Annotated in this window: 23 protein-coding genes and 1 tRNA gene; 11 read left to right on the top strand and 13 right to left on the bottom strand. The window is 31.5% G+C overall.

The genetic code is table 11. From position 1 onward, the window contains the following. The first annotated feature begins 121 nt into the window (after nucleotides 1-121). From V9L04_RS19300 to V9L04_RS19315, 4 genes are all read left to right on the top strand, one after another. On the top strand, nucleotides 122-826 hold the full coding sequence (locus V9L04_RS19300; RefSeq protein WP_338791564.1) for an NUDIX domain-containing protein: 705 nt from the start codon (nucleotides 122-124) through the stop codon (nucleotides 824-826). A 133-nt stretch (nucleotides 827-959) separates the two neighbouring features. Continuing rightward, complete coding sequence (locus V9L04_RS19305) at nucleotides 960-1,334, top strand: diacylglycerol kinase family protein (RefSeq protein WP_338791565.1); 375 nt, start codon at nucleotides 960-962, stop codon at nucleotides 1,332-1,334. A 164-nt stretch (nucleotides 1,335-1,498) separates the two neighbouring features. Continuing rightward, complete coding sequence (locus V9L04_RS19310; protein WP_338791567.1) at nucleotides 1,499-2,848, top strand: UDP-glucose/GDP-mannose dehydrogenase family protein; 1,350 nt, start codon at nucleotides 1,499-1,501, stop codon at nucleotides 2,846-2,848. Nucleotides 2,849-3,061: 213 nt separating this feature from the next. Further along, nucleotides 3,062-3,370: a hypothetical protein gene (locus V9L04_RS19315; RefSeq protein ID WP_338791569.1), complete on the top strand. Its 309-nt coding sequence runs from the start codon at nucleotides 3,062-3,064 to the stop codon at nucleotides 3,368-3,370. 375 nt (nucleotides 3,371-3,745) lie between these two features. Here V9L04_RS19315 and V9L04_RS19320 read toward each other — a convergent pair whose 3' ends face one another. From V9L04_RS19320 to V9L04_RS19335, 4 genes are all read right to left on the bottom strand, one after another. Then, nucleotides 3,746-4,069 (bottom strand): hypothetical protein, encoded by a 324-nt coding sequence (locus V9L04_RS19320; protein WP_338791570.1) that lies wholly within the window; start codon nucleotides 4,067-4,069, stop codon nucleotides 3,746-3,748. Between the two features lie 99 nt (nucleotides 4,070-4,168). Continuing rightward, nucleotides 4,169-5,428, bottom strand: a complete 1,260-nt coding sequence (locus V9L04_RS19325) for a class I SAM-dependent rRNA methyltransferase (protein WP_338791571.1) — start codon at nucleotides 5,426-5,428, stop codon at nucleotides 4,169-4,171. A 51-nt stretch (nucleotides 5,429-5,479) separates the two neighbouring features. Further along, nucleotides 5,480-6,313 carry a retron system putative HNH endonuclease gene (locus tag V9L04_RS19330; RefSeq protein WP_338791572.1) on the bottom strand — a complete coding sequence of 278 codons (834 nt, stop codon included), beginning with the start codon at nucleotides 6,311-6,313 and terminating at the stop codon, nucleotides 5,480-5,482. A 99-nt stretch (nucleotides 6,314-6,412) separates the two neighbouring features. Then, the gene (locus V9L04_RS19335) at nucleotides 6,413-8,014 is read right to left on the bottom strand and encodes an AAA family ATPase (protein WP_338791573.1); all 1,602 of its coding nucleotides are present in this window, start codon (nucleotides 8,012-8,014) and stop codon (nucleotides 6,413-6,415) included. A 358-nt stretch (nucleotides 8,015-8,372) separates the two neighbouring features. Between V9L04_RS19335 and V9L04_RS19340 the strand changes: the two genes are divergently transcribed. Next, nucleotides 8,373-8,966 (top strand): MarR family transcriptional regulator, encoded by a 594-nt coding sequence (locus V9L04_RS19340; protein ID WP_338791574.1) that lies wholly within the window; start codon nucleotides 8,373-8,375, stop codon nucleotides 8,964-8,966. Nucleotides 8,967-9,165: 199 nt separating this feature from the next. Next, the gene (locus tag V9L04_RS19345) at nucleotides 9,166-10,230 is read left to right on the top strand and encodes a M42 family metallopeptidase (protein ID WP_338791576.1); all 1,065 of its coding nucleotides are present in this window, start codon (nucleotides 9,166-9,168) and stop codon (nucleotides 10,228-10,230) included. A 150-nt stretch (nucleotides 10,231-10,380) separates the two neighbouring features. On the opposite strand, the gene V9L04_RS19350 is transcribed toward V9L04_RS19345, so the two are convergent. From V9L04_RS19350 to V9L04_RS19370, 5 genes are all read right to left on the bottom strand, one after another. After that, on the bottom strand, nucleotides 10,381-11,805 hold the full coding sequence (locus V9L04_RS19350; protein WP_338791578.1) for a trigger factor: 1,425 nt from the start codon (nucleotides 11,803-11,805) through the stop codon (nucleotides 10,381-10,383). A 357-nt stretch (nucleotides 11,806-12,162) separates the two neighbouring features. Further along, nucleotides 12,163-12,244 (bottom strand) — tRNA-Leu (locus tag V9L04_RS19355). Between the two features lie 216 nt (nucleotides 12,245-12,460). Then, on the bottom strand, nucleotides 12,461-13,354 hold the full coding sequence (locus V9L04_RS19360) for a hypothetical protein (protein WP_338791579.1): 894 nt from the start codon (nucleotides 13,352-13,354) through the stop codon (nucleotides 12,461-12,463). A gap of 108 nt (nucleotides 13,355-13,462) precedes the next feature. Continuing rightward, entirely contained in the window at nucleotides 13,463-14,074 is a 612-nt protein-coding gene (locus V9L04_RS19365) for a hypothetical protein (protein WP_338791581.1), read from the bottom strand. Nucleotides 14,075-14,184: 110 nt separating this feature from the next. After that, nucleotides 14,185-15,153, bottom strand: a complete 969-nt coding sequence (locus V9L04_RS19370; protein WP_338791583.1) for an MlaD family protein — start codon at nucleotides 15,151-15,153, stop codon at nucleotides 14,185-14,187. Nucleotides 15,154-15,420: 267 nt separating this feature from the next. On the opposite strand from V9L04_RS19370, the gene tsaB reads away from it, so the two are divergent. Together tsaB and V9L04_RS19380 are read left to right on the top strand one after the other, a co-directional pair. Next, nucleotides 15,421-16,170: a tRNA (adenosine(37)-N6)-threonylcarbamoyltransferase complex dimerization subunit type 1 TsaB gene (tsaB, locus tag V9L04_RS19375; protein WP_338791584.1), complete on the top strand. Its 750-nt coding sequence runs from the start codon at nucleotides 15,421-15,423 to the stop codon at nucleotides 16,168-16,170. Between the two features lie 72 nt (nucleotides 16,171-16,242). Next, nucleotides 16,243-18,723 (top strand): BamA/TamA family outer membrane protein, encoded by a 2,481-nt coding sequence (locus V9L04_RS19380; protein ID WP_338791585.1) that lies wholly within the window; start codon nucleotides 16,243-16,245, stop codon nucleotides 18,721-18,723. A gap of 49 nt (nucleotides 18,724-18,772) precedes the next feature. Here the strand turns inward: V9L04_RS19380 and rfaE2 are convergent, their stop codons facing one another. After that, nucleotides 18,773-19,261, bottom strand: coding sequence for a D-glycero-beta-D-manno-heptose 1-phosphate adenylyltransferase (rfaE2, locus tag V9L04_RS19385; RefSeq protein WP_338791586.1), 489 nt, complete (start codon nucleotides 19,259-19,261; stop codon nucleotides 18,773-18,775). Nucleotides 19,262-19,370: 109 nt separating this feature from the next. Further along, the gene (locus V9L04_RS19390; RefSeq protein WP_338791587.1) at nucleotides 19,371-19,886 is read right to left on the bottom strand and encodes a hypothetical protein; all 516 of its coding nucleotides are present in this window, start codon (nucleotides 19,884-19,886) and stop codon (nucleotides 19,371-19,373) included. Nucleotides 19,887-20,183: 297 nt separating this feature from the next. Between V9L04_RS19390 and V9L04_RS19395 the strand changes: the two genes are divergently transcribed. After that, on the top strand, nucleotides 20,184-20,822 hold the full coding sequence (locus V9L04_RS19395) for a trimeric intracellular cation channel family protein (protein ID WP_338791588.1): 639 nt from the start codon (nucleotides 20,184-20,186) through the stop codon (nucleotides 20,820-20,822). Between the two features lie 119 nt (nucleotides 20,823-20,941). Here the strand turns inward: V9L04_RS19395 and V9L04_RS19400 are convergent, their stop codons facing one another. Then, entirely contained in the window at nucleotides 20,942-22,018 is a 1,077-nt protein-coding gene (locus V9L04_RS19400; protein ID WP_338791589.1) for an isopentenyl-diphosphate delta-isomerase, read from the bottom strand. A 402-nt stretch (nucleotides 22,019-22,420) separates the two neighbouring features. Between V9L04_RS19400 and V9L04_RS19405 the strand changes: the two genes are divergently transcribed. Both V9L04_RS19405 and V9L04_RS19410 read left to right on the top strand, forming a co-directional pair. Continuing rightward, a complete protein-coding gene (locus V9L04_RS19405; RefSeq protein ID WP_338791590.1) occupies nucleotides 22,421-23,443 on the top strand; it encodes an NAD(P)H-dependent glycerol-3-phosphate dehydrogenase in 1,023 nt (340 codons plus the stop codon). 221 nt (nucleotides 23,444-23,664) lie between these two features. Beyond that, nucleotides 23,665-24,264 carry a hypothetical protein gene (locus V9L04_RS19410; protein WP_338791591.1) on the top strand — a complete coding sequence of 200 codons (600 nt, stop codon included), beginning with the start codon at nucleotides 23,665-23,667 and terminating at the stop codon, nucleotides 24,262-24,264. 121 nt (nucleotides 24,265-24,385) lie between these two features. On the opposite strand, the gene V9L04_RS19415 is transcribed toward V9L04_RS19410, so the two are convergent. Further along, nucleotides 24,386-25,342 (bottom strand): zinc ABC transporter substrate-binding protein, encoded by a 957-nt coding sequence (locus V9L04_RS19415; protein ID WP_338791592.1) that lies wholly within the window; start codon nucleotides 25,340-25,342, stop codon nucleotides 24,386-24,388. Between the last annotated feature and the right edge of the window lie 137 nt (nucleotides 25,343-25,479).

The following is a 25,479-nucleotide window of genomic DNA, read 5'->3' on the forward strand; positions in this document are numbered from 1 at the left end:
TGTAAATCAAGCTAATATACATCTATTTTTAATCCAAAAATTGGTTTATTCAGAAAAAATAACTTACTTTGTGTACAAAAAACACTAAGAAATAAAAATTCATTTATTTAACTTTCATCTTATGTATAGCTACGAATACCCACGCCCTTCTGTTACTGTCGATTGTGTCATTTTTGCTTGGGATAGCGAAAACTCTGACTTAAAAGTGCTTTTGATAGAACGAGCACACGATCCTTTTGCAGGAAAGTGGGCATTTCCAGGGGGGTTTGTAGATATGGATGAAGATTTGGAAACGGCAGCACGAAGAGAATTAGAAGAAGAAACAGGTATGAATGACCTTTTTATGGAACAACTCTACACCTTTGGAGCTCCTGATCGTGACCCAAGAGGACGAGTAATCAGTATTGCATATTATGCTTTAGTAAGTTTGGCGCATCACGCAGACCAAATAAAAGCTGCCTCCGATGCTGCTGATACACAATGGTTTAGTATAAAAGAACTTTCAGAAATTGAGCTTGCCTTTGACCATCAAGAAGTTATGAAAATAGCTTTAGAAAGATTGCGTGGAAAAGTACGCTATCAGCCTATTGGTTTTGAGCTTTTACCTGAAAAATTTCCTCTTTCTCAACTTCAAATTCTTTACGAACACGTTTTAGGAATGACACTTGATAAGCGAAATTTCAGAAGAAAAATATTGAAAACAAAACTTGTTCTTCCTTTAGATGAATACCAACAAAATGTATCACATCGTGCTGCCCAACTCTACAAATTTGATAAAGATAAATACGAACAACTTGTAAAAGAAGGATTTGTATTTGAAATTTAATTTTTTTTTATTTGAAGAAATTGAAGTAAAAATCGTTGATGAAACACCGAAAATGGTGATGGTTTGGCTATAAAATGATTCTTTTTTGCCGTTGTCGGTGTCTCACCGACGACACAGACAGTGATTTTAAATTATGCTTTCTTATTTTAAAAAGCAATTTCATAGTTTTGGGTATGCCTTCAAAGGGTTGAGAATAATGCTTAGGGATTACAATGTTTTTATTCATATTCCTGCTTCCATTTTAGCCTTATTGCTCAGCTTTGCTTTTCAAATAAATCTCTTAGAATGGATTTCTATTTTATCAGCAATTTGTTTTGTTTGGGTAACCGAAATTCTCAATACAGCTTTAGAAAAATTAGTTGATTTAGTAAGTCCAGACAGAAATAAATTAGCAGGTCAGATAAAAGATTTAGCTGCAAGTGCTGTTTTGATAGCTACTATCTATGCTATTTTGGTGGGAATAATCATATTTGGAAGGAGAATTCAAGAGTTTATACTTCTTTACTAAAGTGCTTAGACAAAATATTTACTACTTAAAGCCATTCTTAAAACCTACTTTTTGTATCTTTGTAATTATACAAGTAAAATGGCATAGCTATTTCTCTAATTTGAAAAGCTAAAATTCTATTTTATTCATTTCTTTTTTAATTATTTCACAATTCTTTTTTATATATGAAATTAGCAGTCATTGGTACAGGATATGTAGGTTTGGTATCAGGAACTTGTTTTGCCGAAACTGGGAATCAAGTTATATGTGTCGACATTGATGAGAATAAAATCAATCGCCTAAAATCAGGTAAGCTAACTATTTACGAACCAGGTTTGCAAGTTCTTTTTGAAAGAAATATCAAACAAGAACGTCTTTTATTCACTACCGATTTAGAAGAGGCAATTAAAGATGCTCAAATTATTTTCTTAGCTCTTCCAACTCCTCCAGGGGAAGATGGTTCTGCCGACCTTTCGTATGTATTAGGAGTTGCCGAACAATTAGGAAAAATGATTACAGACTATAAAGTAATTGTTGATAAAAGTACCGTTCCTGTAGGAACTGCTGAGCGTGTTCAGGCTGCTATTGCTCAAAATGCCAAAACAGAATTTGATGTTGTTTCAAATCCTGAGTTTTTGAGAGAAGGTGTAGCTGTGGATGATTTTATGAAACCTGATAGGGTTGTGGTAGGAACTTCTTCAGATAGAGCTAAAAAGGTGATGGAAAAACTCTATAATCCTTATGTAAGACAAGGAAATCCTGTTATTTTTATGGATGAGCGTTCGGCTGAAATGACAAAATATGCAGCTAATTCTTACCTTGCTACTCGTATTAGTTTTATGAATGAAATTGCAAATATTTGTGAGCTTGTAGGCGCAAATGTTGATTTTGTGCGTAAAGGAATGGGTTCTGATAATCGTATTGGACAGCGATTCTTATTTGCTGGTGTTGGCTATGGTGGAAGTTGTTTTCCAAAAGACGTACAGGCATTAGAAAGAACAGCCAATGAAAATAAATATGAATTTAAGATTTTGAGTTCGGTAATGAAAGTAAACGAACGTCAGAAAGTGGTAATGGTAGATAAAATTAAATCTTTTTATGGCGAAGATTTGACAGGAAAGCATTTTGCTATGTGGGGACTTGCCTTCAAGCCAAATACAGATGACATTAGAGAAGCTCCAGCACTTTATATTATTGATGAGCTTTTGGCAGCAGGCGCAACAGTTTCTACTTTTGACCCAGAAGCAATGGAAAATGTATTGGAACAATATGAAGGAGATGAGAGAGTTTCTTTCGAAGAAAATCAATATAATGCTCTAAAAAATGCTGATGCGTTGATTATTGTTACCGAATGGAGCGTTTTTCGTACTCCAGATTTTGAAAAAACATTCTCTATCATGAAAGACAGAGTTATCTTTGATGGAAGAAATGTATTTGATTTAGCTCAAATGGAAGAATTAAAAACGTATTACAACAGTATCGGAAGACAAGTTGTAGATACAAGAGAGAAAAAACAAGTAGCACAAGAAGCTTAATTTTTAGCTCTTGAAAATTTATCTCATTTAATACCCTATTTTTTTATAGAAATAGGGTATTTTTATGATTATAAGCAATTAGGCAAAATTACATATAACAAAACCCACGATTTTAAACTATCCCATAACTAAAGTTATGGATTTCATTCTAAAAAAGATGCTTAATAAATAAGTTGTAAATAATTTAGCTCAATTACTTAGTCTCAAAAAAATATGCTAAAATTTCTTTTCAAAGTAACTTTTCAATCAGTTATTTTATTTTTTGCTGTTTCTTTTCTGACTATTTTATATGACATTCTACCTGACTGGTTTAATCTTCCAAGAGAAAAATCCTATCAAATAAGCATCGGTTTTCCATTTGAATACTATTACCAGTTTTGGCTAGACAGAGTATCTCCTAATCACGGTTGGAATTTTAATAATTTAATTTACAACTGTGTTTTATTTTGGTTATTTACTTTTGTAGTTTATTATTTCAAAGATAAATCAAAATTAAATGACACCAAAGAAGATATTTTTTAGATAGATAAATAGTTAAAATTATATTTTTTGGTTATCAATGTATTACATTCACCCTTTATAATTGTTCTTTAAGTAAATGGTAACGCAAAATTATTTATATGCAATCGCCTGACACCTTAAAAGTGTCTTGACAGTTTAAATTTCCACTTTCTATTTTTTTTGGCTCTTCCGACTTTTTAGCGAAACATCGTGAATTGAAAAAAACGCTTACTCAGAAGCGTGATTTAAGCAATATCACGTTTCTGAGTAAGCGTTTCATTCGTTTTTGAGAATGGTGTAACTCTCAGCGAAGCTAAAACGAACGCACACCATCCTATAATTTCGCTAAATTGTCAGAAGAGCCTTTTTTTATTAGATATGTTTTTGCTCAGTTACTTAGTTTGCCTTCAAAGTAGTATCATTATCTAATAATTTCTCATTATCAGCATCAGCTACTTGTACAGCAATATCAAATTTTTCTTGAAATAGCTTTTCAAATTCTGAAATACTCATTTCTGATGGCATTTCAAATTCACCTAAACCAGCAAGTGATTCACGTTCATCAGCTACTTCTCCCAAACGAGCTTTATCATCTGCAAAGCGTGCGCCACGCCCTGCATTATTGCCTTTATAGACACGTAATGAATAACCAAAAGTTTCTTTGAACTTATCTTTAAGTGTGTTTACAGTCATACGACCATCTACTTTAAATGTTCCCATAAATTTCTAATTTTTGAGTGTTAGAATTGTAAATTGAGTGATAATTAAGCATTAATTAAATTTTATTGAATAAAATTAATGAACTTCAATTTACTAAAATTATTCTACTTGCAAAACCAAGCCTTTCAAATATTCCCCTTCTGGATGATAAATATTTATTGGATGATCTAAAGGTTGTGTCAGTTGATGAACAATTCTTACCTTTCTTCCTGCTTCGGCTGCTGCTGTAAAAACTACTTTTCTAAATAAATCTTTGCTTACACTTCCCGAACACGAAAAAGTAAATACCAAACCACCACTTTTTACTTTCTTAAAACCTAATTCATTCAAATTAATATAACCTCGTGTAGCCTTTGGAAGTGAACGTTTATTTTTAGCAAAAGCTGGTGGATCAAGGATAATAATATCAAATTGTTCCTCTTCATTACTTGCATCTAATCCTTTTAAATACTCAAAACAATCTTGTGCAATAGCTTCATGATTTTTATTAGCTCGCATCAAACTATTAAAATTAAGGGCAACATTTTGGTTAGCTTCTTGAGTTGCTTCTTTCGAAATATCTACTGAAACTACTTTTTTTGCACCTCCATCAATTGCATAAACACTAAAACCACCTGTATAACCAAAACAGTTCAAGACAGATTTATTTTTTGAATATTGTTTTACAAGCTCTCTATTTTCTCGCTGATCTATAAAAAAGCCTGTTTTTTGTCCATCTACTACATCAACTTTGAATTTCAGATTATTTTCCAAAATTTGAACTGGAATTACTGGAATATCACTTTCTGTTTGTCCTTCTTCTAGCTGCCAACCTTGTTGTATTTCATTTTTTTCATCTCCAAAACCCTCTATATTGCGTGTGCTTTCTTTGATATGAAGATAAATATGTTCGATTCCAATAGCACGAATTCCACTAAAAATATATTCTGCAATGCGCTGAGTTCCTTTTATTAAAAGTTGAACTGAAGCTATATTATCATAAATATCTACAATTACGCCTGAGAAAAAATCTCCTTCTGCGTGCAAAAGTCGGTAGGCATTTGTACTAGAATTTATCAAATATTTTTCACGTAAATTATACGCATTTCTTATTTTTTGATGAAAATAGGCTTCGTCTGCTACAAATTCTACTTCTTTATCATGAAAACGAGTAAACTCAAAAATACGACACGTAATTTGACTATTTGTATCAAAGAAACCATATCCTAAAATACGCCCACTTGCATCTTGAACAGCTATGATTTCGCCGTTTTGAGCCTTTGGCATCTTCTGAACTGCTCCTGAAAATATCCAAGGATGCTGATTTAAGATTGATTTTTCTCTATTTTTTTTGAGTAAAAGAATTGGGTAAGATGTCATTGATTGATTTGATACAGTTTAAAAAGTTAAATTAGAACCTCAAAGATAGTATTATTTTTGATTACTCTGACCAAACGCACTTTTAATAATCTGTTTCATGATTCCTTCATTTACAACATAAGTTCTGAATGCTAAAAAGTTCTCATCAGAGTTTTGTATATCTGCTTTTTCTCTCAACATTTCCATTTCATGCATTACATGTCTTCTCAATTCTCCTTTGTCTTTTACTTTTTTGCCTATTACACTTTTTTCAAAATCATCAATAATTTTCTTTCTAGCTATCTTTAGACTATCTCTATTTAGCTTTATAACATCAATCGTTTGTTTTGCTTGTTCATCATTTGAATTTGTAGGACAAATTTCTCCATTTCTATCAAAAGAAAATCTAAAATGTAAATCTTCTTCTTGCTCTGGATTCAGCAACAGAGGTTTTTCTAATTCATCATATTCTTTACAAAAGTTATTTATTTTACTCAAATCTATATCCGAACAATCAATTTTTGGTGAAACAATAGCCGTATTTTCAACAGGAAAATGAGATGCTTTATTTCCACTACCATTGCATTTTGCACAAGCCAATAATAAATTATCCCAAGAAAAAGCTAACCAATAATATTTTGTCTTTGGACGATAATGTTCTACGTGCATAATTTCTTGATTCTGTTCACAAAAAGCACATTTTTCTTTATAGATTCTACCTAATTCTTTTCTTATTTCTTTGTGTTTGTATCTGTCATTGAAATTATCATCATACTGCTCATTTTCTATAACAGTCTTTCTTCTGTCTTCATTTGTTGTTGCAGTTCTCTCTTGTGTTCCATTTTCACAATGCTCTTTTGACAAAGGATAAGGAATATTCTCAAAATCTTTTTTTACAGAAATCATCTTTGAAATAGTTTTTATAAGGTTTTAGGATTATAAGTAATACAGACTTCCTAGTCTGTATAAAGAATTACACAGACTGGGAAGTCTGTGGTACATAAATTATTCTATTTCATCGTTTTCTATTTCTGAATCTAATGCTTCATCAATCATTGCATTGATTTCTTCATCAGAAAAATAAACTTCGCCTTCTTTCTTTCTTTCTGCTAAACGCTGACTAATTTTTTTATGAATTCTGTTGTACAAATAATCCTCACTTGTATCAATTTCTGAACTATCTGTATGTCGCATAAAAGGCGTTTCCAAATCAAAAAGCATAGACGTAACTATTTGATTAGCAGTCATTTCTTTAATTTGAGAATAGTTTATTTGCTCTGAAAGTTTTGCAATTCCTTCTTCTTTATACAATCTATAAAAAACGGCATCTTCTGACGCTCCCAAAACACAAATTGGGCTGTGTGTAGTAAAGAAAAATTGAATATTTGGAAACCACGAACGCAGTTTTTGTACAATCTGAATTTCCCATTTTGGATGTAAATGAAGATTAATTTCATCTACCAAAACAATTCCTTTAAAATCTTGAATTTGCTTTACAGTCGGTTGAGATTCTGCCAAACGAGAAACCAAATCAGCCACCCAAATAAAAACACTTCGATAACCCTCTGACAAATGTTCGAATTTGATTTTTGTATCTCTTTCTTTGAAAACTACTTTTTCTTTTGAAGATAAATCCACTTCAATATGAATATCTTTTGGATTCTCTCCAGAGTTTATAATGTCTTCTAAAAGACTTTTTGCAATTTCTAAAGTTAGAATATTTTGTTTCTCATTATTTTTTTGGTCTTTGCTTTCATTTTGGACTTTTAGTTCTAGTTCTTTTCCACGCATTTCGACAAGCCAATCAACAGGATTTCGCAGATGATAACGAGGACTAAAAAGTGTCATAAAACCATACTCATCTTCTGTTTCACTTAAAATATTTCCTCTATGTGTTCCATACGCATATACATCTGAATGATAAGACATATTAGTTTTTGAAAGGATAGTTTTATCATCTAATTCTATTTCATAACTCGCTTTTTCAAAATCTTTTTCAAAATCTAAAAATTCTCCTACTAAACTTTTACGAGCTATATTTTTGACAAAATGTTCTTTAAAAGCCAACATTAAAGCCTGTAATAAAACCGTTTTGCCATCGCCATTTTCGCCTAGAATGTAAATTTCTTTTTTATTTGATAGATTGTTTAATTCTACTTGTTTTATGAACTGAAAGTTTTTTAATTGAATATTTTGAATCAAATTTTTACAAGTTGCTAACTTTATATTTTCTTTAACTTTATCTTCTTTAACAGACTTTGAATTTTCAAAGTCATACATTATATTGGTAGCTTCAGTAACTAAATCAATCCATTGTATAAGTCGTTTAACTATTCCCTTTGTATCTACCCAAGTCGCACCTGATTCTAAAGAGTAGCCGTCAGAAGGATTACTTATTACTTCGTAGTATTCTTTACTTACAAGTTCGGTTACAAAGAAGTTATATTTTTCAAAATCTCCTCGCCCCCTTACTATAAATAAGTTATTCGTGAAAATTTCGCTGTCAAAAAAATTTTCCAAGTCACGTTTATTTATAATTGATTCAAATTCTTCCTCTAATGCTTTTACATCTCTAATAACTTGTAAAGGATATTTTGATAACTCCATCTTTCTAAAATTTTAATTTTCATACTAAAAATAACGTCTTTACAAATCTATACATATAAATTGAAAAACAATAGAACTATTCACTTTGAATTACAGATAAATTTTAAAAAATAAGAAGTATTATGGAGGGGAGAGAAAGTAAAAACATAAAAACAGACTAAAAAATTCTTAAAAAATTATGCACGCATAACAAATTTTACTTATCTTTGTTTGTAAGCTCATACTTCAAATTTACCAAATAAAAAACTGAATAAAAAAGAAAAAGGGTGTTTTTGAATAAAAAAAAGCAAAAAAAACAAGACATTTTTAGTGCAAAAGATAATTTACACAATATCAGCTAAAACAATTCTATAAAATAATGAGTAGTAGCAAAACCAAGATAATGACAAATGGTAGCAAAACAAATTCTGATAAAAAATCTGATTCTTTTTCAGATAATTCTTTAATAGATAGAAAAAAAAGACGTTCTGTCGATTTTGCCATCAAAGCATCTTGGTTATCGATTGCCAAAATGTACAATATGATAGGTGGCGAACACGGAATTACACACTCAACAGGATTTGTTTTATTAAATATAGACCAAGAAAAAGGCTCTCCTGCTACCAAAATAGCTCCCCTTATGGGAATGGAAGCACGTTCATTGACACGTATACTCAAATCGATGGAAGAAGAAGGTTTAATTGTTCGTCAAAGTGATAGCGAAGACCGTAGAAAAGTAATGATTTGTCTGACCAATGAAGGAAAACTAAGAAGAGAAGCTGCTAGACAATCTGTAAAAACATTTAATCAACAGATTTTTGATAAAATTTCTCCAGAAAAAATGGAAAACTTTTTTGAAGTAATCGAACATATCAACCGAACTGCTGAAAGAAACCTTTCTCAAAAAAATGATTTTATACAAGATGTTCGTACAAAGGTAGAAGATGCACAAAAAAATAATTTTCAGAAATAGAGTTTCATCTCTTTAAATTATTAGCTTTTTGAAAATTTAGAAAACCTCTCTTTTTTACAAAAAAAAGAGAGGTTTTTTGCTATTATATTTTTCTATTTTAACTAAAACTTTCTAACAAACGGTTAATTTTAAATCCTATTATTTTAACTTTGAGGTAAATTAATTTTTACTAAAACCAACTACTAAATTAACAAGTCACATGAATATTGAAAAAATAGATATTGAATTATTATCTCGTCTTACAAGTGTAGCTGGCGCACCTGGTTATGAAGACCGAATTCGTGAACAAATTCAGAAAGAAATAAAAGACTATGTCGACGAAATGAGTGTCGATAATTTGGGTAACTTGATTGCTCTAAAAAAAGGAACACATTCAGATTCTTCTGAAAATAAAAAAGTAATGGTGGATGCCCACATGGACGAAATTGCTTTTATGGTTACTCATATCGATAACGAAGGCTTTGTTCGCTTCCATCCACTAGGAGGTTTTGACCCTAAAACTCTGACAGCTCAACGTGTTATTGTTCATGGAAAAAAAGATATGTTAGGCGTTTTGGGAACAAAAGCAATTCACATGATGACGGCTGAAGAGAGAAAAAAATCGGCTGAACTAGATGATTATTTTGTTGATTTGGGTTTACCTAAAGAAGAAGTAGAAAAATTTGTTTCTATTGGAGATACTATCACTAGAGAAAGAGATTTAGTAGAAATTGGAAATACAATATCGACTAAATCATTAGATAACAGAATTGCAGTTTATATTTTGGTAGAGACTTTGAAAAATTTAGAGGCAACTCCATTCGATGTCTATGCTGTTTTTTCTGTGCAAGAAGAAGTTGGTTTGCGTGGAGCTTTGGTAGCAACTCGTAATATTGACCCAGATTTTGCCATTTGTTTGGATACAACAGTAACTAATGATATGCCAAGTGTTTCTCCACAAAAACGAGTAACTGAACTTGGAAAAGGTACAGGAATTAAAATCATTGATTCTCAAACAATTTGCGACCCTAGAATGGTAGATTTCTTGAAAGCAACGGCTGACAGAGAAAGTTTGAAATGGCAAGCTGAAGTTTTACCTGCTGGTGGAACTAACACAGCTTCTTTGCAACGTGGAGGAAGTGGTTCTATTGCTGGAGCAATTTCAATTCCTACCCGTTATCTACATCAAGTAACTGAAATGGTTCATAAAGAAGATGTTTTGGCAAGCACAAGACTTCTTATGGCTGCTTTAGAAACTATGGATAAATATAATTGGGACAGATAAAATTAGAAGTTAGATTTTAGAAGTCAGAAGTAAATACAAAATTCCGATTTCTTTCTAAATCACAAAAAAAGTCCTCCAAACTAAAAATAGTTTGGAGGACTTTTTTACATTGTCATTATTTGTATCTTCACAATTAACATAAATCAATTCTTAAAGTGATTCAGCAATTTTAGCAAATTCTTCTTCAGTCACTACTTTGTCTTTCAGAGAAACTGATTCACGAATAGCTTGCATAGAACGATTACGCATAGCTTGAGTAGCAATTTGTTGATAATGTTTACCATCCTCAGCTTTTAAGAAACTCTCAGCCATGTTATCCATTTGAGCTTCTGGAAGTTGCATTCCACCACCCATACGCATCATCATGTTCTGAACTTCTTTGCGAGCTTCAGCCATAATATCTTCTCTAGTAATCTCTACTTCTTTTTCTTTCAAAATACGATTCTGAATAAGCGACCATTTCATTTCTTTTATGAATTCTGGATACTCTTCTTCAATTTGTTCTTTACTGAATTTGCCTTCATTAGCAAAAGCCAACCAACGCTTCAAAAACTCGTCAGGAAGATCTATTTTAGTGTTTTCAATCAAATCTCTACGAATATAAATATCTGTAAGTGCTTCACCTTCTTTAGCATAATCTTCTTTCAAACGAGTCATAATTTCATTACGAAATTCTTCTTCATTCATTACTTCAGGTTCGTTTTGCTCTTCTAATTCTTGTTGAGCTTCTTCTCCTTCTGTTACTAATTTTGGTTCTACTGGTTTATAAGCACCTACTTTTTTGAAAAATTCTTCATCCATTACAGCAGGAATACGACGTGTAATACTTTCTACTGCCATTGTAAATTCTCCTGAAAGTTTGGCTGCGTCTTCTTTTTCTAATCCTAATGCAAAGCCTCTTTCTCTTTCATTTGGAAGTGCTTCTTCCATTACAAAAGTAAATGTATCACCACCTTTTACACCAATAAATTTATCTACTTGAGATTCAGCTAATTTATTTGTTGGTATAAGTGTTTCTACTGAAAAAGATTTTGTTTCATTTCCTTCTTCATCTTTACTCATTTGGAAAATTTCTCCGTATACAAAATCATCTTTATCAGATTCTTCTGGGTTTTCTACTGTTCCAAAACGAGTACGAAGATTATCAATGTATGTATCTACTTCTTTTGTAGTAATATCAATTTTATAATTATCAGCTACCACTTTTTCAGAAATATCATAATCAAAATCAGGAACTAAACCAATTTCGTAAGAAAACTCAAAATCTTTTGATTTTGCAAAATCTACATCTTCGGCTTGTGGAATTGGTGCGCCCAATAAATCTAATTTTTCTGCTTGAATATAATCACTTACTCCTTTAGTTACTACATCATTCACTTCGTCCATTCTTACTTCTTTTCCTATCATCTTTTTCACTAAACTCATAGGAGCTTTTCCTGGGCGAAAACCTTTAATAGAAGCTTGTTTACGATAATCTTCTATTTTTTTATCAAATTTAGCCTTGTAATCTTCTTCTTTTACCGAAACATGAATAAAAGCATTTGTTTCGTTCTTTTTTTCTAACTTAATTTCCACGATAGTCTATAAATTTGGGAATTACTTTTAGTTCAATTACGAATTACGAATTAAAAATTACGAACTATTTACTTGTTTAAAGTAAGTACATAAAAGCTAAAACAAATCGTAATTCACAATCAACCTCTAGTGATTCTGCGTGATGAAATGAATTATTTTTTAAAATCTGAAAAACATTGACTCAAAGGAAGAAGGATAAATCAGAATTCCCTTTTAGCAAAATTTTTTATAAACAAAAATTTCTCTTATTTAGGCAATCAAACTAGATGCAGTTTAAAAGAAATAAGAGAAATTTTGCTTTTATTAAACCCAGTTTTTTTATATTTTTTGTATTGCTACAATAGTATAAAAAAGTAGTGCGGATGGAGGGACTCGAACCCACACACCTTACGGCGCTAGATCCTAAGTCTAGTGCGTCTACCAATTTCGCCACATCCGCTTGAATCGTGATACAAAAGTACTACAGGAAATTGATATATGCAAACTATTCCCTACTTATTTTACTAACTTTTCTAACTTTTTTTTGAGCTAATTTATTAACTATTGATTATCAATATCTTACGAGACAAAATTAAAAAAAATAAATTTGACTTTTTTTTAATTATTTATTCTAGTTATGCTTTCAAGCTCTAAAAACATGAATTTTGACTCTTCCTTAATGAGGAACATTTACATTATTCTCTTCTTTTTGTTCTTCATTTCCTTGCCTAGCTTTTCCAAAACGATAAACCAAACCTACATGATGTGAGTAACCAACTTGAGGAAGGGTTGTAAAAGCATAATCTACACCAAAACTTCCTTTATAATACCCTACTCCAAAATGCGCTAAAAACTCGGCTGTTGTGATTCCTGTTCTGATAAAAATTTCATTTTCATTAAAATTAACTACTTGATACTCTAAACCTGCCTTAAATGAAGCTGGATATTCCGTATCTTTTTCAGTTTCAAAATTTACAGTTACACGCTGGACAGGTTTATAAGAAATTCCAATTCGCATAATAGTAGGGATTCGTTCGTCTTCAAAATCAGAAACTTTTGCTTGATTAATATTAAAAATGTGCATTCCTAAAGTAAGCGTTTCAGAAAGCTGTGCTACTCCTCCCATTTCTAAAGCAAAGTTTCGACGAGTTCCGTATCCTTGAATAGAAGTTTGTAAATAATTGGCTTGAATTCCGATGCTCATATTGCTGATTTTGTGAGAATAACCAACTGCCAAACGGTGTTCGTTGTACAAATCATCTCCAAAACGAGTAACTCCAATTCCCATTTTACCATCAAAAAAAGCATCAAAGGTAGCTCCTGCCTGTAAAGTATTGAGTCCAGAAAGGGTAAAACGATTGGAATAACCTAGAAATGTCTCTGTTCCTTTTACATTTGAAAGTGCAGCTACATTATTAAAAACTGCCCAAGAATCTGCAACAGTTAGGGAAGTTCTGCCCATTCCGTAGGTTCTTGCACCTGATTCAATTTGTCCGAATTGAGCAAAACAAGGAGTTTGTAGAGAAATAAATATAAAAAGAGTAAATAAAAAAGCGTAGATTTTTTTCATCAGTAAATAGAGTTTGAAATTCTTTTATAAAACCTGTTTGTCAGAATCAACCCTAAAATACGAATTTGAATTTAGAAATAAAGTTTTCGTTAGAATAATTTTAAAAACCTACCTCACATCAAAAACCCTACAAAAACTTTTAAATATGGGAAACTTAGTCAGTTCTAATTTTGCGCCTATTTCCAATAGTTTTTTATATTCAACTTGTGAAAGCAAAGGTGTTGTAGTAATTTTTTCTTCTTCCAAAAAAAGCAAAACTAAAAATTTGACCAACACATAAGGTGCATTCAAAGCATCATTTTTCCAATTCTGACTAACTGATTTTTCTTCATGTAAATGTAGCCAAAGAAGTTCATTTTTTCTAAGAGAAGAATACATAGCTGTTTTGATAGCATCATAAAAACCATCTTCCCATCTTGAAAAATCTTTTGTGAGTTGCTTTAAGGCTGCCAAAAGTGGGTCATTGGTACGAAAAGCATCTTCCTGACGAGAAAGCATACGAGCTTTTTTAGTCAAGCTAAGTTCCTCAAAAAGACTAATACTTCCATTTGCCAGCGCAATCGCTATCGAAGGAGCGAGCAGAGTAAGCGCAAAAAAATCTTTTTCATCTAAAGGGCGAATTTCTGTATAAGCAGAAAAAAAATTACTTCGGAGAGAATCTAAAGGTTCTCTAACAGATGGATTTTGCAGTAAAATGGAAAGTTCGCTTTCGTTTAGCATTAGTTGTGAGTTGTTGGTGTCGCTGTCGCTAAAACACCAACAACGGCAAAGTTGGAGACTTTATTTTTTAATAAAACGGTAATTTAATTAATAATTTATCATTCAAAGATTTATTTACCTTCTTTGTCTTTGTCTTCATCTTTTTTATTATTTTTATTTTCTTTTCTTCCAAAGACAGACAAATGGACATATCGTTGTGGGTGTTCTCTCAAATCAATGAGTAATCTATCCAAATCTGAAACAGTATAATTGAGCTGTTGATAAAGCGAATCGCTATGAATAAGTTTTCCTAAAGAACCATCAGCATTATTTATAGCTTGTGTTGTTTTATTTAATTCTGCTAGAAGTTCATTGCTTTTCTTGCTAATTTCACCAATCTCTAATTCATTAAGAGATTCTGCAAATGTATTTAGTTTTGCAATAATTGGTTTGAATTGCGCCTCTGTATCTTTCAATGAAGAAGTAAGTGCTGCTAAATTGGCTGTAATATTTCTAAGTTGCTGACGATTATCTTCCAAAATACCATTAATACTTGCTGTTGTCATTTTTGTATTATCTAATATTTCTGCAACACTTCCACTCATAGCTTCATACTTTACAAGCATATTTTTTAAAACTAGAGCTGTTGAATCTATATTTTGAGCCAAAGGACCTGCTTTTTCTGCTACCATAGCTGCCAAACCTAATTCTACATCACTTTGTAGTGTATCTCCAGACTCTAAAACTTTTCCTTTTCCTAAAATAAGATTAATTTGCTTTCCACCCAAAAGACCTCCATCAGCAAGTGTAGGAATAGAACCCTCTGTAACTCCAATATCTTTTTTGATTTTTAGTGTAACCATTAATTTATTTCCTTGATTGGGAAGTAGTTCGATTCCATCAACACGTCCAACAGCATAGCCATTTACAATAATCTGATTAGAAATAGTCAGCCCATCAATATCATCATAAAAAGTATAGAAAGTATTATCGCTACTAAAAAAATCACGCCCTTTCAAAAAATTAAAACCTAAATACAACAATGCGCCAGCTACTACTACGAGCAAACCAACTTTAAATTCTTTGGATATATTTTTCACAAAAAAAAGTAAAAATTTTATGTACAATTAAAAAAATAGATTTTACAAACCTTTAAGCCTTGTTTTATCTTTCTACAAAACGCTTCTTTGTTAATTTTGTTTGATGTAGATTAAAACTAATGTTATTCTGAGTACAAATTTAGAAGTTAAATAACAGAATGAAAATTATTTAAGCAAATTTAGTTCATAATTTTCTTATCGCTTTTTTCTACCTTTGTTCTTTATAAATTCTTTTCTATTAAATTATCTATTTTTGATTTTGAATCTATGATTTTAAGTATCGAAACTTCTATCCATATTTGTTCAGTTGCATTGCATGACTTGGAAGGAAATTTACTTGCCTTACACGAACTCCACGAGCAAAGAAAACATGCCGAACGCCTTACTCTTTTAGTAGAAGCTGTTTTGAATACTACTCAAACAAAATTTTCAGAGTTAAAAGCCATTGCAGTAGGTTCGGGTGCAGGCTCTTATACAGGCTTACGAATTGGTGTTTCGACAGCAAAAGGGCTTTGTACAGGTCTAAATATTCCCCTTATCGGAATTCCTTCATTACAGGCGTGGTCTTTATCTATGATTGATTTGGCAAATGATTTGGAGAATCAGGCTTTAGAAAAAGTTGAAAAAGAACAAAAAATAAAAACAAAGTATCTACTTTGTCCTTTAATGGATGCTCGTCGTATGGAAGTTTTTACTGCTATTTTTGATACAGAATTAAATTATATCTTAAATGATACAGCTTTAGTTATTGATGAGGATAGTTTTGGTAAACAACTTTCTGAAAACAAAATCTTATTTTTTGGAGATAATGAAGAGAAATTACACAAGTGTAAAGCAGTCATAAATAATCCAAATGCCATTTTTATTTCCAATAAATTGCCTTCTGCTAAAGAAATAGGGAAATTAGCAATTAAGAAATTTAATCAACAAGATTTTGAAGATTTGGCTTATTTCGAACCTAATTATGGCAAAGAATTTTATACAACAGCCAAACAGTTACCAGTTACCAATTATTAGTAACCAGTCAATTTCTGTATTTTTCTGAAAAATATTCTCCGTTCTCTAAACTCTAATTTCTATTCTGCAAAAGTGAAAAAAAATCTTCTTCTCTTTCTTATTTTCTCATTTTTTATAGGTTTGGTTTCTTGTGTTCCCACAAAAAATCTTGCGCCCAATGAAAAGCTATTATATAATCAGAAAATAGAAGGAACTGATAAAGTAGATTCAGATGAACTAGCTGTTTATTATCGTCAGCAGCCTAACAGACGAATTTTATCTTTACCAATTACTCCTTATTTATATTTTTATTATTTGGGGAAAAGTAATTATACAACTCAAGACTCTTTAAACTTTATAAAAGATAAGCAAGAATTAGAATTAAAATATGATAAAAAATTAGCAGAATATGAAAATGCGACTACTCAAAAAGAAATCAATAAAAGAAATAGAATTAGGAATAAATATGATAAAAAATTACTCAAAGCCAATGATAAAATAGAAAATGGAAACTGGTTTATGCGTTCGTTAGGGGAAAAACCTACTGTTTTTGACACAACTTTAATGCAACAGACAGCCGACCAAATGAACTTAGCATTGCGTCAGAAAGGTTATTTTTCTAATACTGTAACTCCCCAAATTTCTTATCATAGAAATGATTCTCAAAAAGTAGTTGTTACTTACCAAGTACATGAAGGAAAAGCACAGCGAATTCGAAATATAGACTATCAAATTCAAGATTCTACTATTCAACAACTCATTTTTTCAGATAGCAGTAATCGACTCTTTAATCAAAACACGAGATACAATGAATCTAAATTAGCAGCAGAAAGAGAACGCATAACAACTCATTTGAGAAATAATGGATACTTTGATTTTACAAAACAGTTCGTTTTTTTTGATGTAGATTCACTCATACAAGATGCTCCCTTTCAATCTGATATTACGATTGCTATCGAAAATCCATTACCTACTCTCAAAGATAAAAACAGAAAACATATACGTTTTATAGTAGATTCTGTAAAAATGATTATTGATGGAAATGTATTTGGAGCAGTTCAGAGTACGCCCAATCGGTCAAGATATGATAGCATAAAATATGCAGAATACAAGCAAAGCTATTCAAAAAGGGTTTTGAATAATAAGATTCAGCTTCGTCCGAATGAATATTATAGCCAAGAGCATGAAGCACAAACACAACGTTCACTTACTCAACTAAACATGTTTCGTTTTGTAAATATGCGTCATGACACAACAGGAGGAAAGTTTGTTACTACCATTTTTGCTAATTCGCATACCAAATATAATCTTTCTTTGGAAGGAGGAGTAGGGCTAAATGTGAGTCAGATTATACCAGGTCCTTTTTTTAGTGTTTCATTGCTCAACAGAAATACGTTTGGAGGAGGTGAGTTGTTAGAGTTTAATGGACGTGGTGCTATCGAATATCAAGCAGCTATTCAAGGATTAGATATAAATTTAAATCAGACACTTCGAACCCAACAGTTTAATTTTAGCACCAATCTTACTCTTCCTCAATTTGTATTTCCTTTCTCCAAGAAAATACAACAGCGTTTTGGAAAGTACAATGCAAGGACACAGTTTCAAATAGGTTTTGCCAACACAGACAGACCCGAATATACACGTACAAATGCTGAATTTGCGATGCGTTATAATTGGAATAAAATACCTTATAAAACTTATCAAATTGATGCTATTGATGTTCTGCTTACCAATACCACACGAATAAACGAGGTTTTTTTAGAAAATTTAGAAGAATTGGCTGCTAATGGAAATAATTTGATATTTAATTTTAGCCGTTCGCTTACTACTACTGTTGGTGGAAGTTATACCTATAATGATAATTTATTTGATAGAAAAGTAGCTCGTTATTTTAGACAGTTTGCTGAATATGGAGGAACTTTTCTGAGTTTGACTAATAGAAATAGATTAGATTCAACTCAAGTATTAAGTGATACACTTACATTTTATCGTTTTTTTAGAACAGATACAGATTTGAGATACTATAAGCCTATAGGTAAAAAAAGTGTTTTGGCATATCGTGCTCGTTTGGGAATTGCCAAACCATTTGGTAGAGAAAGTATATTGCCTTATGAACGCTACTTTTTTGTAGGTGGGGGAAATAGTTTGAGAGCATGGAGACCTAGAAGATTAGGACCTGGTTCATATTCTCCACGTCTTGCAAATGGAGATTATGATACTCGCTTCGAACAACCAGGAGAACTTTTGTTAGAACTTTCCTTTGAATGGCGACGAGATTTGATGAAATATGTTGAAACGGCTGTTTTCTTTGATGCAGGAAATGTTTGGATGATTTCGAATGATAATGCAAGACCAAATTCTGAATTTGCTTTTGACCGTTTTTGGAAAGAAATAGCACTTAATACGGGATTAGGATTACGACTAGATTTTTCTTTTTTGATTGTTCGTGCTGATGTCGGAATTCGATTGTACGACCCTACACTACCACTTTCTGAGCGTTGGGTAGGCAATAAACTCTTTCAAAGTCCTTTTCAAAACTCTGCTGTAAATATTGCTATTGGTTATCCTTTTTAAAAAAAATCACACTAAAGACTATTTATAATCCCAAGTTCACGTTAGAGTATTATCCTTTCAAAATTTTATCAATAATTTTTGTTGTAGAATATCCTTCTACAAGTTCTATTGTTTTGACCTCTCCTCCATTTTTCAAAACTACATCAGCCCCAACAATATTTTCTATTGTATAATCATTGCCTTTTACCAAAATATTAGGCTTAAGAGCTGTAATAATTTCTAAAGGTGTTGGTTCTCCAAATAAAATAACAGCATCAACAAAACTGAGGGCAGCCAAAAGTCGCATTCTTGCATATTCATCATTAATAGGACGTTCTTTTCCTTTATTTAAAGTTTTGACTGAAGCATCTGTATTTACTCCAATAACCAGCTTTTTACCTAATGCAGCTGATTTTTCTAAATAGTCAATATGACCTAAGTGTAAAATATCAAAACAACCGTTTGTAAAGACTACATTTTGATTATTAAATTTCCATATCTCAACCTTTTTTTGAAGATTTTCGATAGAATTATAAATTTTACTAGAAGTTGGTTTCATTTTCACTAAGGTTATTTTATATATAGTTTCAAAATTTATCTAAATCTAAAAAAAAATAGACAAGAAACTGTAAAATAGTTGCTTGCCTACTAGAAAAAAATAGATTTTATTACTCTTTATCTTTAAAAACTCTCAAAAAATGAACTTTTCCATCATTATAGCCTTCAAACTTTATTAAAACAGAATCCTCTTCAATTCCTTTTATCATTCCTTGTCGAAAACGAATTCCATCACCAAATAAAGCCCAAACTCTATCATTTTTCTGAATATCTACAGTATCTAATTTCATAAGTTCGACAAAATCCCTTGAATCTGTGTCATTATCCATATATCTTAAATTGGTCTTTCCACCATCAAAAGCTACAATTTGAGCTAAATACCAACTATCTGTTCCTTGATTAACAGCAACATATTCGCCTTCATAAAAACCGTTTAACGTATCAATAATAGGATTATCTATACCATCAACGATTTCAGTTTCCTCAGGTGTAACAACAACTCTGCTTAATGTATCTTTTTCATTTTCAGCAAAGGAGGCATCTTTTGTGGGGCTACAAGAGCTAAAAATTACGAAGAAAGAAAATAAAAATAACAAAAGTGATTTTTTGAAAAAATGTGTCATCATAAAAAATAATAAGTGTTAATAAAGGTATTTTAATACTATACTATTTTGATAGATAAATTGTTGGATTTAATTTAAAATTTCTTCTTAAATAGGCAAGTTTACAACTTGTCAGGTTAGATAATATTATTTTCTAATTGTGTCTAAAAACATGTTTTACTTTTTGGAGAGAAGTTATATTTGAGATAATTTTGCTCTCATTAATAAATACTGAAACAGTATATCTTACTATTTTAAATAACAAAGCTGTGGTAGGTCTCATATCCTAAACATAGCTGTAAAACAGAGTAAAAGCAATAAATGGAAAATATTTCACAAACTGATTTCACTATACTATTAGATCTTTTTGGCACATTTGCCTTTGCAATTAGTGGTATTAGATTGGCATCAGGAAAACAAATGGACTGGTTTGGAGCATACATTATTGGACTGGTAACTGCAATTGGGGGAGGAACATTGAGAGATCTGCTGCTTGATATAACTCCCTTTTGGATATTGGATGCAAAATATTTTCTAACTACAGGAATTGCTCTTATTGCTACATTATTATTTAAAGATAAATTATTCAAATGGGGCAGTGCTTTATTCATGTTTGATACGATTGGACTTGGCTTGTTTACTATAGTTGGTATAACCAAAAGTATTGATGCAGGACTTCCTATTTGGGTGTGTATTGTCATGGGAAGCATCACTGGTTCTGTAGGTGGTATTATTAGAGACATACTGCTAAATGAAGTCCCTTTGTTATTTCGTAAAGATATTTATGCGCTTTCTTGCATTGCTGGAGGTGGAGTGTATTTCATTTGCGACTATTTTAACCTACTAACTGGAGTAACAGAAATAATAGCTGCTTTGACAGTGATTATTGTCCGATTGATAGTTGTAAAATTTCATATTCACTTGCCACAGTTACAGCCATTAGATACTAAAAAAGAATAGAAAAATTATTTTCTAAGTTTCATTTTTCCATAGAAGTTGTTTAAGAATGGATTTTGTGGATATGTTTGTTGGTGTCGCTACGCTAAAACACCAACAAACACATAATTTATCTAACTAGTTTATCTAATTCTCAAAAATTGTTTTGCTACTTTTAACCCGTTTAACTGTCCTTCTGTATAGGCTTGCAATTCTTCATAACTTCCTCTAGCGTGCTTCAAAAATCCTGATGCTTGTCCATAAATTGCATCAAAATTTATTTTCTCTGTCAGATAATATCCATCCAAAAATGTTTTTACTCCTCCAGAAATAATAATTTGATTACATTTTATGGATTTACTAGTATATTTTACTTTGCCTTTCAGATTATTATCATAATCAGACTTAATTTCATTACAAAAACCAACCATTTCTTCTGCGCTGTGTCCGATATGAGCAAGAGGTTCAAAAAGACTTTGTGAAAGCTGACTACTTCGTTTGAGTTCTAAGAGAGCAAAATTTGTTCCTCCACTAGCTGCAAAATCTACGGCTGCAAGAGGTAAGTTTAATAATTCTTCTAAGCTCTCTTTTCCAAATCCTTGTCCTACTTCTTTTACAATAATTGGATAATTTGCAGTCTGTAACAATTTTTTAATTGTTTCTAAAGGAGATTTTTCAAATCTATCACCTTCTGGTTGTAGCCATTCTTGTAAAGGATTTATATGAATAATTAGTCCATCAGCTTGTAGTTTTTTTAAAAGCTCATCTATTTTTGGAGTTTGTTTTGTTTCAATGAGTTTTTCTAGCTGAGCAACTCCCAGATTTGCATACAAAGGTTGGTCACCAATAAACTTTCTCACATCAAAATCAGGCAAACATTCATCATCAGTAAGCAAGGCTCTACATGACCCCAAACCCATTCCAAGTTTATATTCTCCACATACTTTCGCCAAGTTCTGATTAATTATTTTTGCCCATTCTGTTCCTCCTGTCATACTAGAAACCCACAAAGGCGCATTCATTTGCTTTCCTAAAAACTCAAAACTTTCTGTTTCTATTTTTGGATGTGCTGCCAAAATAGGCTCATAATAAAAACGATTATCTAATTGATTTTCGAAAACTTGGGCATCAAATGCAAGTTCGATATGGTCTTGTTTACGAGAAGCTGCAGTAGCATCAGAATCAGTATAATTTCTTGAGGCGTTAGATAAGTTTTCCAAGTGAATTTATTTGGTTTTGGAATCGCTCATAAATAAATAAACGATATAATTAATAAAGGTTATCACGGTTATTTTTGAATAACAGTCTTTCAGACTGTTGAATTTGATAAAATACTGTTTTTGATGTTCAGACTGGAAGTCTGAACTACTTTAATACAAACCGTGATAAGGTTTAATTTAATGACAAAAATACTAAATCTTAGTTTCTGACAAACCTTATGTTCTCAAAATTGTTAGAAATGAAAAGAGAAGAATTTTGCATTTTCATCATTTTATCAAAAAATCATTTTAATTCATTTTGTAGAATAGCAAAAAACCACGTACTTTACCATTTGGAATAAGAAATTGACTTTCTTATTTCATTCTTATTTTATTCTATTTTTTCTACTAAAATAAATTACTTTGGCAGCTTTTGGTTTTTCAGATAGTGGTGCGCCTGTTCGTATTGGCGTATTAGGTGGAGGCAGTTGGGCGACTGCAATAGTAAAAATGCTCTCCGAAAATAATGTTCGTATAAATTGGTGGATGCGTTCGAAAGACGATATTGATTTTATCCGTAAAAATCACAGAAACCCACGTTATTTGAGTTCGGCTTTACTTAATATAGATAAAATTACTCCTCTGAATGATGTAAAAGCTGTGATTGCAGATTCAAAATACATTGTTTTGGCTGTTCCTTCTGCTTTTATTACCGATGTTTTTGAAAAACTAGACCCCACTATTTTTAAAGATAAAGTCATTGTCTCGGCTATCAAAGGAATGATTTTGGATGAAAATGTATTGGTAACAGAATATGTACAAAAAGTATTTAATGTTCCCGCTGACAAACTACTTACTATTGCAGGTCCTTGTCACGCTGAAGAAGTAGCACAAGAAAGACAAGCCTACCTCACTATTGGAGGAGATGAAGACGAAGGGGATAAATTCGCAAAACTTCTGAGAGGACATTATATAAAATGTCGTACAAATCCAGATTTGAATGGAATACAGTATTGTGCAGTCATAAAAAATGTTGTGGCTGTGGCATGTGGAATGGCTCGTGGTCTGAATTATGGAGATAATTTTCAAGCTGTTTTGGTTTCAAATGCTGTACAAGAAGCAAAACGTTTTTTGGATAAAGCCTATCCTTTGAAAGAAAGAGATGTTAATGCTTCTGCATACTTAGGCGATTTACTGGTAACTTCTTACTCTCAATTTAGTAGAAACCGTACCTTTGGAAATATGATAGGACGTGGTTATACTGTAAAATCTGCTCAAATTGAAATGGGAATGGTAGCCGAAGGATATTATGCTGTAAAAGGTCTATATGATGTTACCAAAAAACATAAAGTAGATATGCCAATTATTAAAGCTGTTTACAATACACTTTATGAAAAAATTTCGCCTGCAATTGAGTTTAGGATTTTAAAAGATTCTTTACAGTAGATTTAGATTAGTTCACTGTTTCAATTTTGTGTGTTCAACTCCTCAGAGTTGAACGAAACGCTTCTGAGGAAGCGTTTCGTTCGTTTTTGAAAACAGTGTCCTCAGCAAAGCTAAATCGAACGCACAAAATACACAGTAAAAAATAGTCTAAAAATTTTGTTACAAGGTACTAGTATAAACCAGTCGTAATCCGTAATTTTTAATTCGTAATTGAATAGTATATGTTTAAAATAACAAAAGAAACTCCTCCTTATTTTCCCAAAAAAGCTAAAACTATGCCTTTTTGGGAATCTTTTTTTGAAGAAAATTTAAAAGACCTTTTTAAGAATCAACCTATTTTAGATTCTATTTATCTTCATAAAGAAGCATTTGAAGTTATCAAAAATCATATTGGATTTGGAAACGATACAGAAGATAACCAAGTAGAACAAGGAGGTTTGCTCTTTGGAGAAGTCATAGAATATGAAAGTGAACAAGTTAATAAAGAAAAACCTAAACTTATAGGAATTGTCAATCATGCAATTGCTGCCAAAACGGCTGAGGGTTCGATGCGTCATTTACACTTTAATCATTCTACTTGGCATTCCCTTTTAGAAGAACAAGAAAAGATAGATGATAAAGAATCTAAAAAACAACTTATTGGTTGGTATCATACACATCCAAAACACTTACAAGTCTATTTTTCTCATATTGATAAAGAAAATCATCTTACTTTTTTTGAAAAGGATTGGCATTTTGGATTGGTACTCAACCCACAACGAGAAGAAATAAAATGTTTCTTAGGAAATGAGTTTGAAGAAGTGTGGTGTATTGTAGAGTAAATTTTGTAGGGTTAACAAGTAATACTAACTAAAATACAATGGAACACGAGTTTTGCAGATTAAACAAACAAAACACAGATTTCTAAAAATAGCTACATATTCACTACTACTCAAATTTTCTTTACTTCAAAGCCTCTACCATTTTATTAGCATTAAACTCTATCATTCCGATATAACTTTCTTCTGCTGTTCCAGTAGCTCCCATAGCATCAGAAAAAAGAGTTCCACCAATTTTGACTTCAGCACCTTTATTTTTTGCACCTTCCAAAACAGCATTAATAGCCTGTGGAGAAATAGAACTTTCTACAAAAATGGCTTTTATTTTTCGTTCTACAATAAAATTAACCAGATTATTCATATCTGAAATACCTGCTTCTGAAGCTGTCGAAATTCCTTGCAATGCCTGTACTTCCATTTCGTATTCCTTTCCAAAATAATAAAAAGCATCATGGGAAGTAATCAAGACCCGTTGATTTTGAGGAATTTCTAAAATTTGAGCTTTTACTTTTTTATCTAAATCTTCTAATTTTTGAGCATAAATTTTAGCTTGCTTTTCAAAATAAGCTGCATTTGAAGGTTGCTTTTCAGATAATGCTTTTACAACCGAAGGAATTGTTTGTTTCCAAAGTGCTACACTCATCCAAATATGAGGGTCGTGTGTATTTTGTCCTACTTCTCTCAAAACAGATTTATCAATTGCATCTCCCAAGGCTGTAACTGACTTTTGAGAAGCAAAATTTTCTAAAATCTCTGCCATTTTTCCTTCTAAATGCAATCCATTATAAAAAATCATATCTGCTTCTGTCAATCGGCTAACGTCATTTTGAGTAGCTTTGTAAAGATGTGGATCAACTCCCACGCCCATCAGAGCTTCTACATGTGCAGAATCGCCTACAATGTTTTTTACCAAATCGGCAATCATTCCTGTTGTACAAACAATTTCTAGTTTTTTTGAGCTGTTTTGAACTTCATTAGAAGTCTGTTCTGATTTTTTTTCTATGCAACTACTCAAAGAAAAAGTAAGTAAAATAAAAAACAGAGAAAATAATTTTGAAGAAATAGTTTTAAAAGAAGTCATAAATTTTAATAGATTATTTATTTGATAAATCAAATCACTACCTTTAAATTTTGTAGTTGCTTGATTTATCAGCGAGATGATTTACAAAAGTAAAAAGAATAGAATCCAAAACTATTAAATTATTATTTTTACTTCAA

Origin of the sequence: Bernardetia sp. MNP-M8, assembly GCF_037126285.1 — a bacterium.
Lineage (GTDB): Bacteria > Bacteroidota > Bacteroidia > Cytophagales > Bernardetiaceae > Bernardetia.

Coding starts and splice junctions, on each gene's coding strand:
- V9L04_RS19395 (WP_338791588.1), top strand. CDS start 20,184: ATGGAAAATATTTCACAAACTGATTTCACTATACTATTAGATCTTTTT.
- V9L04_RS19325 (WP_338791571.1), bottom strand. CDS start 5,428: ATGACATCTTACCCAATTCTTTTACTCAAAAAAAATAGAGAAAAATCA.
- V9L04_RS19345 (WP_338791576.1), top strand. CDS start 9,166: ATGAATATTGAAAAAATAGATATTGAATTATTATCTCGTCTTACAAGT.
- V9L04_RS19310 (WP_338791567.1), top strand. CDS start 1,499: ATGAAATTAGCAGTCATTGGTACAGGATATGTAGGTTTGGTATCAGGA.
- V9L04_RS19390 (WP_338791587.1), bottom strand. CDS start 19,886: ATGATGACACATTTTTTCAAAAAATCACTTTTGTTATTTTTATTTTCT.
- V9L04_RS19300 (WP_338791564.1), top strand. CDS start 122: ATGTATAGCTACGAATACCCACGCCCTTCTGTTACTGTCGATTGTGTC.
- V9L04_RS19330 (WP_338791572.1), bottom strand. CDS start 6,313: ATGATTTCTGTAAAAAAAGATTTTGAGAATATTCCTTATCCTTTGTCA.
- V9L04_RS19365 (WP_338791581.1), bottom strand. CDS start 14,074: ATGCTAAACGAAAGCGAACTTTCCATTTTACTGCAAAATCCATCTGTT.
- V9L04_RS19320 (WP_338791570.1), bottom strand. CDS start 4,069: ATGGGAACATTTAAAGTAGATGGTCGTATGACTGTAAACACACTTAAA.
- V9L04_RS19410 (WP_338791591.1), top strand. CDS start 23,665: ATGTTTAAAATAACAAAAGAAACTCCTCCTTATTTTCCCAAAAAAGCT.
- V9L04_RS19360 (WP_338791579.1), bottom strand. CDS start 13,354: ATGAAAAAAATCTACGCTTTTTTATTTACTCTTTTTATATTTATTTCT.
- rfaE2 (WP_338791586.1), bottom strand. CDS start 19,261: ATGAAACCAACTTCTAGTAAAATTTATAATTCTATCGAAAATCTTCAA.
- V9L04_RS19315 (WP_338791569.1), top strand. CDS start 3,062: ATGCTAAAATTTCTTTTCAAAGTAACTTTTCAATCAGTTATTTTATTT.
- V9L04_RS19415 (WP_338791592.1), bottom strand. CDS start 25,342: ATGACTTCTTTTAAAACTATTTCTTCAAAATTATTTTCTCTGTTTTTT.
- V9L04_RS19305 (WP_338791565.1), top strand. CDS start 960: ATGCTTTCTTATTTTAAAAAGCAATTTCATAGTTTTGGGTATGCCTTC.
- tsaB (WP_338791584.1), top strand. CDS start 15,421: ATGATTTTAAGTATCGAAACTTCTATCCATATTTGTTCAGTTGCATTG.
- V9L04_RS19335 (WP_338791573.1), bottom strand. CDS start 8,014: ATGGAGTTATCAAAATATCCTTTACAAGTTATTAGAGATGTAAAAGCA.
- V9L04_RS19340 (WP_338791574.1), top strand. CDS start 8,373: ATGAGTAGTAGCAAAACCAAGATAATGACAAATGGTAGCAAAACAAAT.